This window comes from Pseudonocardia ailaonensis (assembly GCF_039531635.1).
Taxonomy (GTDB): domain Bacteria; phylum Actinomycetota; class Actinomycetes; order Mycobacteriales; family Pseudonocardiaceae; genus Pseudonocardia; species Pseudonocardia ailaonensis.
In genome coordinates this window covers 355,717-373,061 of the sequence record NZ_BAAAQK010000005.1, presented here as the reverse complement: position 1 = coordinate 373,061, position 17,345 = coordinate 355,717, and the positions used below count along the sequence as shown (strand labels likewise).

Genomic DNA, 17,345 nt, shown 5'->3' with positions numbered 1-17,345 from the left:
CACACCCGCAAAGGGGCGGAGGCAGCTCGTGACCGCGAACGTCATGGTCATCGTCGAGAGACAGTTCGACTTCCCGCGACCGGAGGTCTTCCGCGCCTGGACCGAGCCCGCGGAGATGGCCGCGTGGCGCGGCAGCCCGGGCTGGCACGTCGAACAGGAGTCGGTGACCTCCGAGCTGCAGCTCGGGGGGCGCCACCACCACGTCAAGGTCCGGGACAACGACCCGTCGACCCGGGTCACCACGGACGCGGTGTTCACCGAATGGTTCGAGCCGGACGTCTTCGTGGCCCGCCAGCGGATCACCGGCGATCCCGGCATCGACCCCGATCAGCCCCTGGAGCTGCGTGTGGAGTTCACGAGGATGGGCCGCGAGGGAACGCTGGTCCGGATCATCCAGGGCCCCTACGACGCGGAGGTCGCCGGCTACCACTCGCGGGGCTGGGAGCTCGAGCTCGAACGGCTGCAGGACTTCATGACGAGGACGAGCGCATGAACACCGCCGAGATCAAGGCGGCGGTCGTGCACGCCGCCGTCGTGCGCGAGAAGCCGCTGATGAACATGCGGCAGATCCTGCTGATGAACCTGGGGTTCTTCGGGATCCAGTACAGCTTCGGGATGCAGCAGACCGCGGTCAACCCGATCTACAGCTTCCTCGGGGCCAGCCCGGACAGCCTGCCGCTGCTCAACCTGGCGGGCCCGATCACCGGCCTGCTGATCCAGCCGCTGATCGGCGCGATGTCCGACCGGACCTGGAGCTCGCGGTTCGGCCGCCGCAAGCCGTTCTTCCTGGTCGGCGCGATCGGCTGCAGCATCTGCCTGTTCTTCTTCCCGTTCGTGGCGGCGGTCTGGATGGCCGTGCTGCTGATGTGGCTGCTCGATGCCAGCAACAACACCGCGATGGAGCCCTACCGGGCGTTCATCGCCGACCGCCTGCCGCCCTCGCAGCTGGCCAAGGGCTTCCTGGCGCAGAGCTTCTTCACCGGGCTCGGCATCACCCTCGCCAACATCTCACTGTTCGTCTTCCAGACGCTGATCACCGGCGCCACCACCGCCGGCATCCCGTACTGGGTCGTCGGCTCGTTCATCCTCGGCGCGATCTGCTCGATCGGCACGGTGCTCGTCTCGGTGATCAGCACCAAGGAGCTGCCGCCGAGCGACGAGGAGCTGGCCCGGTTGCGGGCGAAGAAGACCGAGCGGGGCGGGGCGCTCAAGGAGATCTGGGAAGCGATCGTCGAGATGCCGCCGGAGCTGCGCAAGCTCGCGTTGGTCTACCTCTTCCAGTGGTACGCCATGGCCTGCTACTGGCAGTACATCTCGCTGTCCATCGCGAAGTCGATCTATAACGTGACCTCGGAGGACCCGGGCTACGACGAGGCCGTGTCGTGGACCGGCCTGGTCAACGGCTGGTACAACATCGTCACGTTCCTGGTGGCGTTCCCGCTGGTGGCGATCGCTCGCCGGCGCGGGGCCAAGTGGGTGCACATCGGCGCGCTGCTCTGCGCCACCGTCGGGCTGCTGATCTTCCCGCACCTGACGAACAAGTACCTGCTGTTCATCCCGATCATCGGGCTCGGCATCGCGTGGGCGTCGATCATGGGGGTGCCGTACATCATGGCCGTGCGCATGATCCCGTCGTCGCGCTACGGCGTCTACATGGGCATCATCAACATGATGATCGTCGTCCCGATGCTCATCCAGACGCTCACCTTCGGGCCGATCTTCAAGCACGTGCTGGGCGACGACCCGAACAACGCCATCACCTTCTCCGCGATCTTCCTGGGGCTCGCCGCCGTGGCGATGCTCTGGATTCGGGAGCCCCGCATAGTCCGGGACGTCGACGCCGTCCTCGAGATGCCCGCCGGGGCCACGTCATGACGGGCGACTACCGCACGATCGTCGTCGGCACCGACGGCTCGCTGCTGGCGGCCCCGACGGTGGCCCGGGCCGCCCGGATCGCCGTGCACGACGGCGCCGGCCTGGTGGTCGTCTGCGCGTACGGCGAGCTGAGCCGGCGGCAGGAGGCCCGCAACGTCGCCACCCTGGGCGGGGACACCCGCATCGGGTTGGTGACGGGCCGGGGCGCGGCCGACGAGGCCGTCGCGGCAGCCGTGGAGGTGGCCCGGGAACAACGGGCGACGGTCACCGCGGCGCTGCTGGTCGAGGGCGAGCCGGCGGCCGCGCTGCTGGAGACGGCGCGGGAGCGGGCGGCGGACCTCATCGTCGTCGGGGCGCTGCGGGACACGAGCATCGCGGACCGGCTGCTCGGGACCGTCGCGGGCGAGGTGGTGCGGCGGGCGGCGTGCGAGGTGCTCGTCGTCCGGCCGGGCACCGGCTGAACGGACCCGGCGCGGCCAGGCCCGGGGGCTCGCGTACCCTTGGACCATTCCGCGGCGAGGGCGGGTGCACGACTGGCCCGCCGTCATCGACGCAGGACGGCCCTCCCGGCTGCCTCCTCGCCGCGCGCAGGGAAACCGCAGTTCCGAGGAGAGAGACCCACCGTGGCCCAGTCCAAGATCGCCGCCGAGACCCGGACCGAGTTCGGCAAGGGCGCCGCGCGCCGCACCCGCCGCGCGGGCAAGATCCCCGCCGTCCTGTACGGGCACGGCACCGACCCGCAGCACCTCTCGCTGCCGTCGCTCGAGTTCGCCGCCGTCGTCCGTGAGCAGGGCCGCAACGCGATCCTCGAGATCGACATCGCCGGCAAGCCGCAGCTCGCGCTGACCAAGACCGTCACCTTCCACCCGCTGCGCCCGTACGTGGAGCACGTGGACCTGCTGGTGATCCGCCGCGGCGAGAAGGTCGTCGTCGAGATCCAGGTGATCGTCGAGGGCGACGCCCAGCCGGGCTCGCTGGTCACCCAGGAGCTCAACACGATCGAGGTCGAGGCGGATGCGCTGAACATCCCCGAGAACGTGGTCGTCTCCGTCGAGGGCATCGCGATCGGCACCCAGATCCTCGCGAGCGACGTCGTCCTCCCCGAGGGCGTCGAGCTGCGCACGGAGCCGGAGTACCTGGTCGCCAACGTCGTCCCGGCCCCGACCGAGGCCGACATCGAGGCCACCGAGGACGCCGAGGGCGCCGGTGTGGTCGAGGACGCCCCGGAGAGCGCCGAGGAGCCCGCCGCCGAGGCGGAGACCTCCTCCGAGGACTGACCGATGGCACCGGGTGCCGGGACCGCCCTCGTGGTCGGGCTCGGCAATCCCGGGCCCGGCTACGCCGACACCCGGCACAACATCGGGTTCGGCGTCGTCGAGCTGCTGGCGGCGCGGGCCGGGGCCCGGTTCTCGCTGCACAAGCGGTCCAACTCCGAGATCGCCGAGGGCCGGCTCGCCGGCCGCAAGATCGTGCTGGCCAAGCCCCGCACGTACATGAACGAGTCCGGCGGCCCCGTCGCCGGGCTCGTCCGGTACTTCTCGGTCCCGGTCGAGGACCTGATCGTCGCCCACGACGACCTGGACCTCGGCTTCGGCGTGATCCGGCTGAAGCGGGGCGGGGGCGAGGGCGGGCACAACGGCCTGCGCTCGATCACCCGCTCGCTCGGCAGCAAGGAGTACCTGCGGGTCCGCTTCGGCATCGGCCGCCCGCCCGGCCGTCAGGATCCCGCGGACTACGTGCTCAAGAACTTCTCGGGCGCGGAGCGCAAGGAGCTGGAGTTCGGGATCGACCTGGCCGCGGACGCCACCGAGGCGCTCCTGGACGTGGGCCTCGAACCGACCCAGAACCGCTTCCACGCCCTCTCCGGCTGACCCGGCGAACGGCACTCTCGCTCACACCTACTGAGCGAGAGTGCCGTTCGTGCATTCGGGGCCGGTGTGAGCGAGCGGCGCGCCGGCTCACCAGGTATGAGCGACGGTGCCGTTCGCTCAGGTCTGCAGGAGGGCCGCGGTGGCGGCGCGGCGGAGCTTGCCCGAAGGGGTCTTCGGGAGGGTGCCGGGTGGGAACACCTCGACCCTGGCCGGCCGGACCCCGACCGCCGAGACGACCCGGCTGGTCACGTCCTTGCGGATCACCGCGGCCTCCGCCTCGTCGTCGGCCTTGCGGGACTCGACGGCCACCGCGAACGACTCGCGCCGCTGCCGCTGCCCCGCCATCAGCCGGACGGCGACGGCGTTGCCCGCGCGCACCCCGTCGGCCTCCGCGGCGGCCCGCTCGATGTCCGTCGGGTAGATGTTGCGGCCGCCCATGATGATCACGTCCTTGGTGCGCCCGCACACCACCACCTGGCCGTCCTCCACCAGGTAGCCCTCGTCGCCGGTGTCGAACCAGCCGTCCGCGTCCTGTGTGGACACCGGGCCGTCGACGGTGAGGTAGCCGGGCGTCACGGACTCGCCGCGCAGCTGGATCGCGCCCACCCCGCGCATCCCGAGCACCTGGCCGTCGTCGCCGACGATCCGGGCCTCGATGCCCGGCAGCGGCGGGCCGAGCAGCGGGAAGGACCGGCCGGAACCGGGGACGGCGCGGCGGCCGGACTCCAGCTCGTCCGGGTCGATGTCGTCCACGGCCAGTCCGGTCTCGACCGGCGCGAACGCCACGCCGAGCGCCGTCTCGGCCATGCCGTAGGCACAGAGGACGGACTCGGGGCGCAGCCCGAACTGGGCTCCGGCGTCGAGAAAGGACTGCACCGCAACGGGATCGACGGGCTCGGCGCCGTTCAAAGCGATGCGCAGCGTGGACAGGTCGAGATCCGTGGCGCGCGCGAGCTGCCGGGCGAGGACGGCGTAGGCGAAGTTGGGTGCGGCCGTGACGGTCCCGCCGTGCCGGCTGATCAGCTCGGCCCAGACCAGTGGGCGGGACAGGAAGTCCAGCGGCGTGACGATCACGCACTCCAGCCCGGAGACCATCGGGATGGTCAGGAAGCCGACCATGCCCATGTCGTGGAAGAGCGGCAGCCACGAGATCATCACGTCCTGCCCGACCACCAGGCGAGCCGCCTCGCGCATCGCGGTGATGTTCGCGTGCAGGTTGCCGTGGGTGATTCGCACGGCCTTGGGCTCGGCGGTCGATCCGCTCGTGAGCTGCAGCAACGCGGTGTCGTCCTCGCCCGCCACGCTCGCGTCCGCGGTCACCGCCGCGGGATCGCCGGCGAGCTGTTCGACGATCCGGAACGGGATGCCGCGCTCGGTGAGCACCGGTGCGAGACCGTCGAAGGGGGCACCGAGGAGCACCATCCGGGCGTCGATCATGCCGAGGACCGTGACGGTCTCCTCGGCCCAGTGCATCAGGTCGGTGCGCGCGGTCGGCTGGTGCAGCATCGTCACGCTGGCCCCGGTGAGCCACACGCCCTGCGCCAGCGGGGCGATCGAGGCGGGCGCCCCGGCGAGCACCCCGACCGCGTCCCCCGGGCGGAGCCCCGGCACGGCCCCGTCCGGGCGACGGAGCGCGTCGGCGAACCCGCGGGCCCTCTCGTGCACCTCCGCCCAGGTGTGGTGCTCCGGCGCGGTCGGATCGCCCGTCGACATGCCGCGGGCGGTGGTGACGGATTCCAGCAGCGTCGCGAGGAACCGGGACATACCGCCACCCTACGCAGACCGCACGATCACCCCGCGAGTCGGCACTTTCAGGCCCGCGAGTCGGCACTTTCCGGAGGCTGAATGTGACGCCGGCGACGTCGCAGATGTGTGTTTCGGCCTACCGATAGTGCCGACTCGCGGGGGTGAGGGCGGGCGGCTCGCCGGGATCGGGGGCGGGCGTCCGGGAGTACGGTGGCGGCCGTGACCTCCTCCCGTGACTCGATCGCCGCGGCCGTCGAGGCCGTGATCCCGGGCGCCCGCGCCGACCTCGAGCGGCTGGTGCGGATCCCCAGCATCTGGGCCGATCCGGCGCACGCCGCGGACACCGAGGCGAGTGCCGCCGCCGTGGCCGAGCTCGCCGGGGCGCTGAACCCCGCGTCCGTGCAGATCATCCGGGCGGATGGTGGGGCGCCCGCCGTCGTCGCGCAGTGGCCCGCGCCCGAGGGTCAGCCGACCGTGCTGCTCTACGCGCACCACGACGTCCAGCCCACGGGTGGGGACGAGCAGTGGACCAGCCCGCCGTTCGAGCCCACCGGGCGCGACGGCCGGCTCTACGGCCGCGGCGCCGCGGACGACAAGGCCGGCGTGATGACCCACCTCGCGGTGCTGCGCGCCTACGAGGGGAGGCCGCCGGTCGGCGTCACGCTGTTCGTCGAGGGCGAGGAGGAGTCCGGCTCCCCCACCCTGCCGGCGCTGCTGGCCGAGCATCACGAGCTGCTCGCCGCGGACGTCATCGTGATCGCGGACTCCGCCAACCCGGCCGTCGACGTCCCCGCGTTGACCACGAGCCTGCGCGGGCTGGTGGACGTGGTCGTCGAGGTGTCGCTGCTCGAGCGCCCGCTGCACTCCGGCGTGTTCGGCGGCCCGGTCGGGGACGCGCTCACCGCGCTCACCCATGCCCTGGCCAGCCTGCACGACGAGAAGGGCGAGGTCGCTGTCGACGGCCTGCAGCGCAACGAGGGCACCGACGCGGCCGCGGTGACGATGCCCGAGGAGGCCTTCCGCGCGGAGGCCGGGCTCGTCGAGGGCGCGGAGCTGCTGGGCACCGGCACGCTGGCCGAGCGCGTGTGGCACAAGCCCGCGATCGCCGTCCTCGGGATCGACGCGCCGTCGGTCGCCGAGTCCGCGAACGTGCTGCTCCCGAAGGCCCGCGCGATGGTCAGCATGCGGCTCGCCCCCGGCGAGGACACCCTCGGCGCCCGCGAGAAGCTGTCCGCGCACCTGCGCGCGCACGTGCCGTGGGGTGCGAAGGTCGACATCACGCCGGGCAGCGGGGTGGCCGAACCCGTCGCACTCGACGCCACCGGCAGCGCCTACGACGCCGCCCGGCGCGCGTTCACGGAGGCCTACGGGAACACCACCGTCGAGACCGGGATCGGCGGCTCGATCCCCTTCATCGCCGAGTTCGCCCGGACCTTCCCCGGTGCCGCGGTGCTGGTCACGGGGGTCGGGGACCCGTCGAGCCGCTGGCACGGGATCGACGAGAGCCTGTCGCTGTCGATGTTCGCGACCGGTGTCCGGGCCGAGGCGTTCTTCCTCGAGGAGCTGCGCGTCACCGATATGTGACGATATATCGGTGGATGGTTCCGTCGCGACACGGCAGACTGGACCGATGCGGATCGGCGTGCTGGGACCGGTGGCGGCGTGGGATGCCACCGGGGCCGACGTCGCGCCCACCGGCCTGCGCCTGCGCGGCCTGCTGGCGCGGCTCGCCCTGAGCCCCGGCCGGACCGTGCCCGCGGACACCCTGGTCGACGACCTGTGGGGCGACGAGCCACCCGACGGCGCGGGCAACGCGCTGCAGTCCCTGGTCTCGCGGCTGCGCCGGGCGCTCGGGCCTGAGCTCGTGGCCACCGTGCCCGGCGGGTACCGGCTCCAGGTCGCCCCGGACGACGTCGACGCCGTCTGCGCCGAGCGCCGGCTCGCCGAGGCCCGCGCGGCCGATCCCACGACCGCCCGCCGGCTGGTCGGCGAGGCGCTGGCGCTGTGGCGCGGGCCCGCTCTGTCCGACGTCCGGCGGCTGCCCTTCGCCGACGCCGCGGCGGCGCGGCTCACCGACCAGCGGTCCGGCGCGATCGTGCGCGCGGCCGAGCTCGACCTCGCCGCCGGCCGGACCGGCCCGATCGGCCCGCTCACGGCCCTGCTCGACGAGCAGCCCCTCAACGAGAACGCCGCCGCGGCGCTCGCCCGGAGCCTGCACGCCGCGGGCCGGCAGGCGGACGCGCTGGCCGTCCTGGACCGGACCCGGGACCGGCTGGTCGACGAGCTGGGCGTGGATCCCGGCGAGGAGCTGCAAACCGCGCGGCTCGACGTCCTGCGCACCGCCCCCGCGCGCCCGGCCCGCGCGGGCGCACCGCACTCGTTGACCAGCTTCGTGGGCCGGGACGCGGACGTCACCCGGCTCCGCCAGGCCGTGGACGACGCCCGACTGGTCACCCTGGTCGGCCCAGGAGGGGCGGGGAAGACCCGGCTCGCCCGCGAGGCCGTCGGCGAGGTGCGGTACCCGGTCGTCGTCGCCGAGCTGGCGCCCCTCACGGGCGCCGAGCAGCTCGCGGACACCGTGCTCGCGGCCGTCGGCACGCCGGAGCTGCTGATCCGCACCGAGGACCGGGTCCAGGACGGGACCGAACGCCTCGCCGGTGCGATCGGGCGGCGCGAGCTGCTGGTCGTGCTGGACAACTGCGAGCACCTGATCGACGCCGCCGCCACGCTCGCCGCGACCCTGCTGGACCGCTGCCCCCACCTGCGGGTGATCGCCACCAGCCGCGAGCCGCTGTCCGTGCCCGGCGAGCGGCTTCATCCCGTCCAGGCACTCGACGACGTCGCCGCCGTGCGGTTGTTCACGGACCGCGCGGTGGCCGTCGATCCCACCTTCACGTCGGACGACGAGGTCCTGCGCGAGATCTGTCGCCGCCTCGACGGCCAGCCGCTGCCGATCGAGCTCGCCGCCGCCCGGCTGCGCACGCTCTCGCCCGAGGAGATCCTCGCCCGGCTCGACGACCGGTTCCGGCTGCTCACCACGGGTGCCCGCACCGTCCTGCCGCGACATCAGACCCTGCGCGCGGTCGTCGACTGGAGCTGGGACCTGCTCGACGAGGGCGAACGCGCGATCGCCCGCCGGCTCGCCACGTTCTCCGGCGGCGCCACCCTCGCCGCGGCCGAGGAGGTGTGCGGCGCGGGTGACCTGGACGTGTTCGAGCTGCTCACCGGGCTCGTCGACAAGTCGCTCGTGGTCGCCGTCCCCCAGCCGGACGGCGCGCCCACCCGCTACCGGATGCTGGAGACGATCCGCGAGTACGCGACCGAGCGGCTCGCGGAGTCCGGCGAGCGGGCGGCGACGGTCGCCGCGCATGCCGCCTGGGTCGTCGCGCTGGTGGAGGAGGCCGAGCCGAAGCTGAGGACGGTAGACCAGCTGCGGGCGGTGGGCGTCCTGCGGGCCGAGGCCGGCAACATCACCGGCGCCCTGCGCCGCGCGATCACCGAGGAGGACGTCGACACCGCCTACCGGGTCGCGGCCGGGATGTTCTGGTCCTGGCTGATCCGCGGGGCCGTCGACGAGTCCGTGACGTGGATCCGCGAGGTCGCACGCCTGGAGGGACCGGCGCCGCGGGACCCGCTGGCGAGGGTCACCGCGTTCCGGGCCCTCGAAGCCGTCGGGCGCGGGAGCGTCGAGGACGCGATCCGGCACGTCGCGGCCGCCCTCGAGCTCGCCGAGACGCTCCCGCGGCCGCGTCATCCGATCCTGGAGCTGATCGGGCCGGTCAGCGAGGCCTTCACCGTGGAGAACGACGGCCCGATGGTCGACGTGTCCGAGCACCACCCGGATCCCTGGGTGCGGGCCTTCGCCCTGCAGGTGCGCAGCGCGATCGCCGAGAACCTGGGCGAGATCGAGGCGCAGCGCAGCCACCTGCGCCGGGCCCACGCGCTGTTCTCGACGCTCGGCGACCGCTTCGGCCTCGGCGTCGCCCTGAACTCACTCGGCGAGCTGGAGGCCCTCGGGGGCAACTCCGAGGCCGCGATCACCGCCTACGAGGAGGCCATCGCCCTGGCCACCGAGCTCGCCAACGACGACGACCTGCCCCAGTTCATGATCCAGCGCGGCGGCCTCGCGATGCGCCTCGGCGACCTGGCGCTGGCCCGCAAGCTCCTCACCGAGGCGCTCGGGATGGTGCGCGAGGGAACCTTCGAGTCCGTCGAGATGGTGCACGTGTCGCTGGCGGAGCTGGAGCGGCGCGAGGGCGACCTCGACGCGGCCCGGCGGCGGCTGTCCCGGGTGGACCCGGTGCGCGGCGGCGGGATGGCGATCCCGCAACGCAAGGCGTTCTGCCTGGTGCAGCAGGCCCAGGTCGAGCTCGACGCCGGCGACCCGGCCGCGGCGTCGAAGTACCTGATGGACGCGGTGCGGTTCGCCGGCGAGAGCCGCGACGGCCCGGTCATCGGGGCGGTCGCGGAGGTCGCGGCCCGCTACCTGCTCCTCACCGGCGACGTGCCGGGGGCGGCGCGCGCCCTGGCCGTCGCCGAGGACCGGCGGGGGACCCTCGACCTGGGGAACCCGGACGTCGTCAGCACCGTGGAGACGGTCGGTGCGCTGCCCGCGCGGCCGGACCGGGACCGCCGGGCCGCGGAGCTCGACTGGCTGCTCGACGCCGTGACGCACGGGGCCGCGCCCGTCGGGTGACGGGCGCGGCCGGTATGCAGACGGACGAGTGCGGGTACTCCGTGCGGGGCGCCGGTGGCGTCCACCGCCCGCCGCCGGCCCCCACCTCCTCCTAGGTCCGGCGGCGGTACAGGAACACGGCGAGCGGGGCGAAGACCAGCGTGATCACCGCGGCGGAGATCAACGCCGTCAGCGCCGGGCCCGCGACCGGGCCGCCGAGCAGCAGCCCGCGCACGGCGTCGGCCGTCTTCGAGACGGGGTTGATGTTGACCCAGCCCCGCAGCCAGCCCGGCATGGTGCTGGCCGGCACGAACACGTTGCTGCCGAAGGTCAGCGGCAGCGAGATCATCGCGCCGATGCCCTGCACCGAACGGGGCTCCTTGACGACCATCGCCAGCGCCGTGAACACCCAGCAGAGGGCGAACGCGAAGGCCATCACCAGCAGCAGCGAGGCGACGATGGCGAGCGGACCCGCCGACGTCCGGAAACCCAGGATCGCGCCGAAGCCGAGCATGATCAGCCCGGAGGTGGCGTAGCGGGAGATGTCCGCGCCGATCGCGCCGATCAGCGGGGCCGACCGGGAGATCGGGAGGCTGCGGAAGCGGTCGAAGATGCCGGTGTGCAGGTCGTCGGCCAGCCCGGTGCCGGTGCCCGCCGAGGCGAAGATGACGGTCTGCACGAGCACGCCGGGCAGCGCGAACTGCAGGTAGGCGGAGGTGTCGCCGGCGATCGCGCCGCCGAATACGTACACGAACAGCAGCAGGAAGATGACCGGCTGCAGGGTGACGTCGATCAGGGCCTCGGGCGAGTGGATCGTCTTGACGATGCCGCGCCAGGCCAGCGTGAGGCCGTGGCGCAGGGTCGACGGCCCGTGCCTGGCTCCGGTTCTCGGAGCGGGTTCGGGCAGGGAGCTGGGGGCGGGAGCGGTGGTCGTGGTGGTGGCGGTCATGCCGCGACCTCCTCTTCTTCTGCGGGGCGGCCGGTGAGGGTGAGGAAGACGTCGTCGAGGCTGGGCAGGCGCAGCCCGAGCTCGGCGACGGGGATGCCGGCCTCGACCAGCCCATTGCCCAGGCCGTTGAGCAGCAGGGGATCGCCGGCGACGGTCAGCTCGCCGGTCGGGTCGATCGCCGGGGCCTCGGCCGTGAACTGGGTGAGCAGGGTCGCGACGGCGGCGACATCGGTCCGGTGCAGCGGCCGGACGTGCAGCAGCTGCCCGCCGATCTCGGCCTTCAGCGACGCCGGGGTCCCCGAGGCGATGATCCGGCCGTGGTCGAGGACGGTCAGGTCCTCGGCGAGCTGGTCGGCCTCCTCGAGGTACTGCGTGGTGAGCAGCACGGTGGTGCCCTCGGCGGCGAGCTCGCGGACCTGCTCCCACACCTCGTTGCGGTGCCGCGGGTCCAGGCCGGTGGTCGGCTCGTCGAGGAACAGCACCTCGGGGCGCCCGACGAGGCTCGCCGCCAGGTCGAGCCGGCGCCGCATGCCGCCGGAGTAGGTCTTGACCCGGCGCGACGCCGCCTCGGCGAGGCCGAAGCGCTCGATCAGCTCGTCGGCGCGGGCCTTGGCGTCGCGGCGCGAGAGGTCGAGGAGCCGGGCGATCAGCCGCAGGTTCTCGATGCCGGTCAGGGCGTCGTCGACGGCGGCGTACTGGCCGGTCAGCCCGATCAGGCCGCGGACCGAGGACGCGTCGGAGACGACGTCGTGCCCCAGCACCTCGGCCTTCCCGCCGTCGGGGCGGAGCAGGGTCGCGAGGATGCGGACGGTGGTGGTCTTGCCGGAGCCGTTGGGCCCCAGCAGGCCGAGGACGGATCCCCGGCGGACGGCCAGGTCGATCCCGGCCAGCGCGGTCGTGGAGCCGAAGGTCTTCACCAGACCCTCGACCCGGATGACGGTGTCGTTCATGCTGCCGAGACTGCAGGCCCCCGCTGCCATCGGGCTGACAGCGCCCTGTCATCCCTGTGCGCCCCCTGTCAGAGCGCTGTCACCGACCCCCAACTCGGGGTCAGGCCTCGGCGCGTTGGGCCGCCTCGAGCCACTCCAGTTCGACGGTTCCCTGTTCGGCCTCGACGCTCTTCAGCTCGGCGCCCAGCTCCATCAGCTTCGCCGGGTCGGTCGCGGCCTCGAGGAGCTTGGCGTGCAGCTGCTCGGCGCGCTTGGTCAGCTGCGTCATCTTCCGCTCGAGGCGGGACGCCTCCTTCTGGGCGGCCCGCTGGTCGGCCGCGCTGACCGTCTTCGGGGCCGGGCCGACCTGCGGCGCGCTGGTGTCCACGCCCGCGGCCGCCCGGCGGCGCAGGTACTCCTCGATCCCGCCGGGCAGGTGCGTGATCCTGCCGTCGCCGAAGAGCGCGACAACCGTGTCGCACACCCGCTCCGTGAGGTACCGGTCGTGGCTGACCACGATCAGCGTGCCCGGCCAGCCGTCGAGCAGGTCCTCGAGGTTGGTGAGGGTGTCGACGTCGAGATCGTTCGTCGGCTCGTCGAGCAGCAGGACGTTCGGCTCGGCCATGAGCAGCCGGGTGAGCTGCAGCCGGCGGCGCTCGCCACCCGAGAGCCGGCCGACGGGAGTCCACTGCCGCGCGGGCGGGAAGCCGAGGCGCTCGGCGACCTGCGAGGCCGTCATCTCCTCCTTGCCGAACCGCACGTACTTGGCCACGGCCTCGACCGCCTCCAGGACGCGCATGTCCTTGGGGAGGTCCACCAGGTCCTGGGTCAGCTGCGCGAGCTGCACCGTGGTGCCCTGCACGCGCTTCCCACCGTCGAGCGGGCGCTCGCCGGTCAGAGCCCGCAGCAGCGTGGTCTTCCCGGAACCGTTCACCCCGACGATCCCGATCCGGTCGCCCGGGCCGAGCCGCCAGGTCTGGTGGTCCAGCAGCGTGCGGTCCGCGATCGTGACGGTCGCGTCCTCGAGCTCCAGGACGGTGCGGCCCAACCGGTTCGTGGCGAAGTTCAACAGCTCGACGGAGTTCCGCGGCGGCGGCACGTCCGCGATCAGGGCCTCTGCGGCCTCGATCCGGTACCGGGGCTTCGACGTCCGGGCGGGCGGCCCGCGGCGCAGCCAGGCCAGCTCCTTGCGCGCCAGGTTCCGACGACGGGCCTCCGCCGCGTCGGCCTGCTTGGTGCGCTCCGCGCGGGCGTACACCCAGTCCTGGTAGCCGCCGAGGTAGCTCTCCACCTGCCCGTTCGCGACCTCCCAGGTCCGGGTGCAGACGGAGTCGAGGAACCAGCGGTCGTGCGTGACGACCACGACGCCGCAGCGCCGGGCGATCAGGTGCTCCGCGAGCCAGGTGACGCCCTCGATGTCGAGATGGTTCGTGGGCTCGTCGAGCACCACGAGATCGGGCTCGCCGAGCAGCGCGCGGGCCAGCGCGACCCGGCGCTTCTCCCCGCCGGACAGCCCGTCCGTCGACCGCTCCAGGTCCCGGATGCCCAAGCCGCCCAACACGTCCCGCGCCTTCGCGTCCGACGCCCACTCGTGGTCCGCCTCGTAGTGGGCGAGCACGATGTCGCGCACCGTGGAGCCGGGCGGGAAGTCGTCCCCCTGCGTGAGGTAGGCGAGCTTCAGGCCGCCGAGGCGGGAGACGCGGCCGTCGTTCGGCGCGCGGCGCCCGGACAGCACCTCCAGCAGCGTGGTCTTGCCGCCACCGTTGAGCCCCACGACGCCGACGCGCTCGCCGCGCTCCACACCGAGCGACACGGCGTCGAGCAGTACGCGCGACGCGTCCCCCGGCACGTGCGCGGTGACGCTCTCGAGGTTGACGAGGTTCTGGCCGGCCATCAGGACTCCACCTTCATGCTCGGGCAGGGGGCCAGGAGGATCCACCGGGCGCCGGTGGCGCGGGTGGCGGTTCGTCCGCGTCGACCACCCGCGCGCCGGGGACCGGGCCGTGGGCCACCCGGACCGTTCGGCAGACGCCGACGCCGGCGAGCTCGGCCGCGACCTCGACCGCGGACTCCGCGTCCGGGCAGAGGAACGCGCAGGTCGGCCCCGATCCGGAGACGATCCCGGCGAGCGCCCCGGCGTTGACCCCGGCGCGCAGGGTGCGGCGGAGGTCCGGCGCGAGGCTCACGGCGGCGGCCTGCAGGTCGTTGCCCAGCGACAGCGCGAGCTGGCGCGGATCGCCCTGGGCGAGCGCGCCGAGCACCGGCTCGACGGGCCGCTCGGGCGGCTCCTCGTCTCCCCGCAGCCGGTCGAGCTCGCCGAAGACGGTGGGGGTGGACAGCCCGCGGCGGGCCAGCGCGATCACCCAGTGCAGCGGGTGCCGGGAGAGCACCGGGACGATCTGCTCGCCCCGGCCCGTGCCCAGCGCCGTGCCGCCGTGGAGCGCGAACGTGACGTCGCTGCCCAGCTGCGCGGCCATCTCGCCGAGCTCGTCCCGGGAGAGGTCGAGCTTCCACAGCGTGGACAGCGCGACCAACGTGCCCGCGGCGTCGGCGCTGCCGCCGGCCATCCCGCCCGCGACCGGGATCCCCTTGCGCAGCACCACCCGGACGTCCGGATCGTGGCCGGAGTGCCGGGCCAGCAGGTCGACGGCGCGCCAGGCCAGGTTGGTGTCGTCGACGGGCACCTCGGAGACGCCCTCGCCGTGCACCTCCAGCCCCGGCTCGTCCGAGGCCGACACCGCCACCTCGTCGAACAGGCTCACCGCGTGGAAGACCGTGACCAGGTCGTGGAAGCCGTCCGGGCGCACGCCGCCGACCGCCAGATGGAGGTTGATCTTGGCGGGCACGCGGACGGTGACCGGGGGCCGGACGGCGGAGAGCACCACCCAACCCTACTGACCGCGATCGGGCCTCAGACTCACGGTGAAGGTGAGGGCCGCCACGAACCCGATGAGCAGCACCCCCGCGGGCAGCAGCAAGGCCTGCGACATCGCGGTGGTGAACTGGCCGTGCAGCGCGGGCGGGATGGACGAGATGGTCTCCCCGGCCGGTGCGCCGGCCCCTCCCCCGAGCTCCGCGGTGATCCGCGACTGCATGAGCACCGCGATCCCGGCGCTGCCCAGTACCGCACCAATCTGGCGGGTGGTGTTGTAGATGCCGGCGCCCCCGCCCGCCTGCTGGGGCGGCAAGTTGCGGTTGGCCGTGGTCGCCAGCGGGCCCCAGACGAACGCGCTGCCGATGCCGAGCAGCGCGATCGGCAGCTCGAGGGTCCAGATCGCGGCACTCGGCTTCATCACGGCGGCCAGCCACACCAGGGACACGGCCCACGCGAGCAGGCCGAAGCCCGCGATCCACCGGGGGTGCGCCCGGTCGGTCAGCCGGCCGACGAAGGGCGCCAGGATCCCGGAGAACACCGCCATCGGGATCAGCAGCAGCGCCGAGCGGGTGGGGGTGAGCCCGAGCACGCCCTGCGAGTAGAAGGTGATCGGGAAGGACATGGCGGTCACGCTGAACCCGACCGTCGTGATCGCGATGTTGGACAGGCTGAAGTTGCGGTCCCGGAACAGCGACAGGGACATCAGCGGCTCGACCCGGTTGCGCTTCTGCCACCACACGAAGGCGGCGAGCACCAGGACGCCGGCGGCGATCATCGCCCACACCCCGACGGCCCAGTCGTAGCTCTGCCCCTCCTGGATGCCGAAGACCAGCAGGAACATGCCGACCGCGGACAGCCCCACGCCGATCCAGTCGAACCGCCGCACGTGCGTCGGCAGGGCCGGCACGAGCCGCAGCGCCAGCACGAAGGCGATCACGCCGATGGGGACGTTGATGAAGAAGATCCACTCCCAGCCGAGCCCGTCGACCAGGACACCGCCCAGGATCGGGCCCACCAGCGTGGCGACGCCCGCGACCGCGCCCCACAGGCTCATCGCCTGGCCGCGCTTGTTCGGCGGGAACGTCCGGGTGATCACGGCCATGGTCTGCGGCGTCATCATCGAGGCGCCGAGGCCCTGCACCGCGCGGGCGGCGACCAGCATCCCGATCGACGTGGTCAGCCCGCACCACAGCGAGGCGAGGGTGAACACCGTGAGCCCGACGAGGTAGATCCGCAGCGGGCCGAACCGGTCCCCGAGCCGGCCGGTGATCAGCAGCGGCACGGCGTAGGCCAGCAGGTACGCGCTGGTCACCCACACCACGGAGTCGACGCTCGCGCCCAGGTCCGCCTGGATGGCCGGCGTGGCGATGGACACGATCGTCATGTCGATGAGGATCATGAAGAAGCCCACCACCAGCGCCCAGAGCGCGGGCCAGGGACTGGGGGTGGACGTCTCCGTCCGGATGCCGCTCTCGCTGACGGCCATGAGTCACCTCATCGGGTTCGGTTCGCCGCGAAAGCGTAAGCCCGACCCCCGACAGTTTCCGCCCGGGTTGTCTACGGGCGCGCGGCCGCGATCCGCGCGAACGCCCCGACGTCGATCGTCTCCGCCCGCGCCATCGGGTCCACCCCGGCCGCGCGCAGGGTCTCCTCGGCGGCCGCGGCGGAGCCCGCCCAGCCCGCCAACGCCGGGCGCAGCGCCTTGCGCCGCTGCGCGAAGGCCGCGTCGACCAGCGCGAACACCGCGGCCCGGTCCGCGCCCGGTGGTGGTTCGCGGCGGGTGAAGGCGAGCAGCCCGGAGTCCACGTTCGGGACCGGCCAGAACACCGCACGCGGCACCGGCCCTGCCTTGCGGGCGGCGGCGAACCAGGCGAGCTTGACGCTCGGCACCCCGTAGGTCTTGCTCCCGGGCCCCGCGGCGAGGCGGTCGACGACCTCCTGCTGCATCATCACGAGCCCCTTCTCCAGGCTCGGCAGGGCCGTGAGCAGGCTCAACAGCACCGGGACGCCGACGTTGTACGGCAGGTTGGCCACGACGGCGGTGGGCGCGGGATCCAGGCTCGCGACCTTCATCGCGTCCAGGTTGGTGACGGTCAGCCGGTCGGTGAGCGCCGGCGCGAACTCCGCCACCGTGCCGGGCAGGGCCGCGGCCAGCGCCGGGTCGATCTCCACCGCGTGCACGTGCGCGGCCACGGGCAGCAGGGCCAGCGTGAGCGAGCCCAGGCCCGGCCCGACCTCCACCACCACGTCGTCCGGGGTGAGATCGGCGGCCTTCACGATCCGCCGGACGGTGTTGGGGTCGTGCACGAAGTTCTGCCCGAGCCGCTTGGTCGGGCGGATCCCGAACCGCTCGGCCAGCGCCCGAACCTCGGCGGGACCGAGGAGGCGGGAGGTTTCGGGCGTGCTCACGCCCACATCATCCCCG

Annotated in this window: 14 protein-coding genes; 7 read left to right on the top strand and 7 right to left on the bottom strand. The window is 73.2% G+C overall.

Features of this window, described 5'->3' with window-relative positions:
* The first annotated feature begins 28 nt into the window (after nucleotides 1–28).
* The 5 genes from ABD324_RS10450 (at nucleotide 29) to pth (ending at nucleotide 3,746) form a co-directional block, all read left to right on the top strand.
* Nucleotides 29–493, top strand: coding sequence for an SRPBCC family protein (locus tag ABD324_RS10450; protein WP_344414997.1), 465 nt, complete (start codon nucleotides 29–31; stop codon nucleotides 491–493).
* Nucleotides 490–1,875 carry an MFS transporter gene (locus ABD324_RS10445; protein WP_344414995.1) on the top strand — a complete coding sequence of 462 codons (1,386 nt, stop codon included), beginning with the start codon at nucleotides 490–492 and terminating at the stop codon, nucleotides 1,873–1,875. The genes ABD324_RS10450 and ABD324_RS10445 overlap by 4 nt, the downstream gene beginning before the upstream one ends.
* Nucleotides 1,872–2,336, top strand: a complete 465-nt coding sequence (locus ABD324_RS10440; protein WP_344414993.1) for a universal stress protein — start codon at nucleotides 1,872–1,874, stop codon at nucleotides 2,334–2,336. Before ABD324_RS10445 ends, ABD324_RS10440 begins: the two co-directional genes overlap by 4 nt.
* 162 nt (nucleotides 2,337–2,498) lie before the next feature.
* Nucleotides 2,499–3,152: a 50S ribosomal protein L25/general stress protein Ctc gene (locus tag ABD324_RS10435; RefSeq protein ID WP_344414991.1), complete on the top strand. Its 654-nt coding sequence runs from the start codon at nucleotides 2,499–2,501 to the stop codon at nucleotides 3,150–3,152.
* Nucleotides 3,153–3,155: 3 nt separating this feature from the next.
* Nucleotides 3,156–3,746 (top strand): aminoacyl-tRNA hydrolase, encoded by a 591-nt coding sequence (gene pth, locus ABD324_RS10430; RefSeq protein WP_344414989.1) that lies wholly within the window; start codon nucleotides 3,156–3,158, stop codon nucleotides 3,744–3,746.
* A gap of 117 nt (nucleotides 3,747–3,863) precedes the next feature.
* On the opposite strand, the gene ABD324_RS10425 is transcribed toward pth, so the two are convergent.
* Nucleotides 3,864–5,510, bottom strand: coding sequence for a fatty acyl-AMP ligase (locus ABD324_RS10425; protein ID WP_344414987.1), 1,647 nt, complete (start codon nucleotides 5,508–5,510; stop codon nucleotides 3,864–3,866).
* Nucleotides 5,511–5,711: 201 nt separating this feature from the next.
* Here ABD324_RS10425 and ABD324_RS10420 point away from each other — a divergent pair, with 201 nt between their 5' ends.
* Both ABD324_RS10420 and ABD324_RS10415 read left to right on the top strand, forming a co-directional pair.
* Nucleotides 5,712–7,076 carry a dipeptidase gene (locus ABD324_RS10420; protein WP_344414985.1) on the top strand — a complete coding sequence of 455 codons (1,365 nt, stop codon included), beginning with the start codon at nucleotides 5,712–5,714 and terminating at the stop codon, nucleotides 7,074–7,076.
* Nucleotides 7,077–7,122: 46 nt separating this feature from the next.
* Entirely contained in the window at nucleotides 7,123–10,188 is a 3,066-nt protein-coding gene (locus ABD324_RS10415) for an AfsR/SARP family transcriptional regulator (RefSeq protein ID WP_344414983.1), read from the top strand.
* Nucleotides 10,189–10,279: 91 nt separating this feature from the next.
* On the opposite strand, the gene ABD324_RS10410 is transcribed toward ABD324_RS10415, so the two are convergent.
* The 6 genes from ABD324_RS10410 to rsmA form a co-directional block, all read right to left on the bottom strand.
* A complete protein-coding gene (locus tag ABD324_RS10410; RefSeq protein WP_344414981.1) occupies nucleotides 10,280–11,116 on the bottom strand; it encodes an ABC transporter permease in 837 nt (278 codons plus the stop codon).
* Nucleotides 11,113–12,066 carry an ATP-binding cassette domain-containing protein gene (locus ABD324_RS10405; RefSeq protein ID WP_344414979.1) on the bottom strand — a complete coding sequence of 318 codons (954 nt, stop codon included), beginning with the start codon at nucleotides 12,064–12,066 and terminating at the stop codon, nucleotides 11,113–11,115. Before ABD324_RS10405 ends, ABD324_RS10410 begins: the two co-directional genes overlap by 4 nt.
* Nucleotides 12,067–12,166: 100 nt before the next feature.
* Nucleotides 12,167–13,939: an ABC-F family ATP-binding cassette domain-containing protein gene (locus tag ABD324_RS10400; RefSeq protein WP_344414977.1), complete on the bottom strand. Its 1,773-nt coding sequence runs from the start codon at nucleotides 13,937–13,939 to the stop codon at nucleotides 12,167–12,169.
* A 13-nt stretch (nucleotides 13,940–13,952) separates the two neighbouring features.
* Complete coding sequence (locus ABD324_RS10395; protein ID WP_344414975.1) at nucleotides 13,953–14,927, bottom strand: 4-(cytidine 5'-diphospho)-2-C-methyl-D-erythritol kinase; 975 nt, start codon at nucleotides 14,925–14,927, stop codon at nucleotides 13,953–13,955.
* Between the two features lie 9 nt (nucleotides 14,928–14,936).
* A complete protein-coding gene (locus ABD324_RS10390) occupies nucleotides 14,937–16,406 on the bottom strand; it encodes a DHA2 family efflux MFS transporter permease subunit (RefSeq protein ID WP_344414973.1) in 1,470 nt (489 codons plus the stop codon).
* A gap of 71 nt (nucleotides 16,407–16,477) precedes the next feature.
* A complete protein-coding gene (rsmA, locus tag ABD324_RS10385; protein WP_344414971.1) occupies nucleotides 16,478–17,329 on the bottom strand; it encodes a 16S rRNA (adenine(1518)-N(6)/adenine(1519)-N(6))-dimethyltransferase RsmA in 852 nt (283 codons plus the stop codon).
* Between the last annotated feature and the right edge of the window lie 16 nt (nucleotides 17,330–17,345).

Bases quoted from the DNA above. Each gene is read 5' to 3' on its own strand.
- ABD324_RS10445 (WP_344414995.1), top strand. From the start codon at position 490: ATGAACACCGCCGAGATCAAGGCGGCGGTCGTGCACGCCGCCGTCGTG.
- ABD324_RS10440 (WP_344414993.1), top strand. From the start codon at position 1,872: ATGACGGGCGACTACCGCACGATCGTCGTCGGCACCGACGGCTCGCTG.
- pth (WP_344414989.1), top strand. From the start codon at position 3,156: ATGGCACCGGGTGCCGGGACCGCCCTCGTGGTCGGGCTCGGCAATCCC.
- ABD324_RS10425 (WP_344414987.1), bottom strand. From the start codon at position 5,510: ATGTCCCGGTTCCTCGCGACGCTGCTGGAATCCGTCACCACCGCCCGC.
- ABD324_RS10415 (WP_344414983.1), top strand. From the start codon at position 7,123: ATGCGGATCGGCGTGCTGGGACCGGTGGCGGCGTGGGATGCCACCGGG.
- ABD324_RS10410 (WP_344414981.1), bottom strand. From the start codon at position 11,116: ATGACCGCCACCACCACGACCACCGCTCCCGCCCCCAGCTCCCTGCCC.
- ABD324_RS10405 (WP_344414979.1), bottom strand. From the start codon at position 12,066: ATGAACGACACCGTCATCCGGGTCGAGGGTCTGGTGAAGACCTTCGGC.
- ABD324_RS10400 (WP_344414977.1), bottom strand. From the start codon at position 13,939: ATGGCCGGCCAGAACCTCGTCAACCTCGAGAGCGTCACCGCGCACGTG.
- ABD324_RS10390 (WP_344414973.1), bottom strand. From the start codon at position 16,406: ATGGCCGTCAGCGAGAGCGGCATCCGGACGGAGACGTCCACCCCCAGT.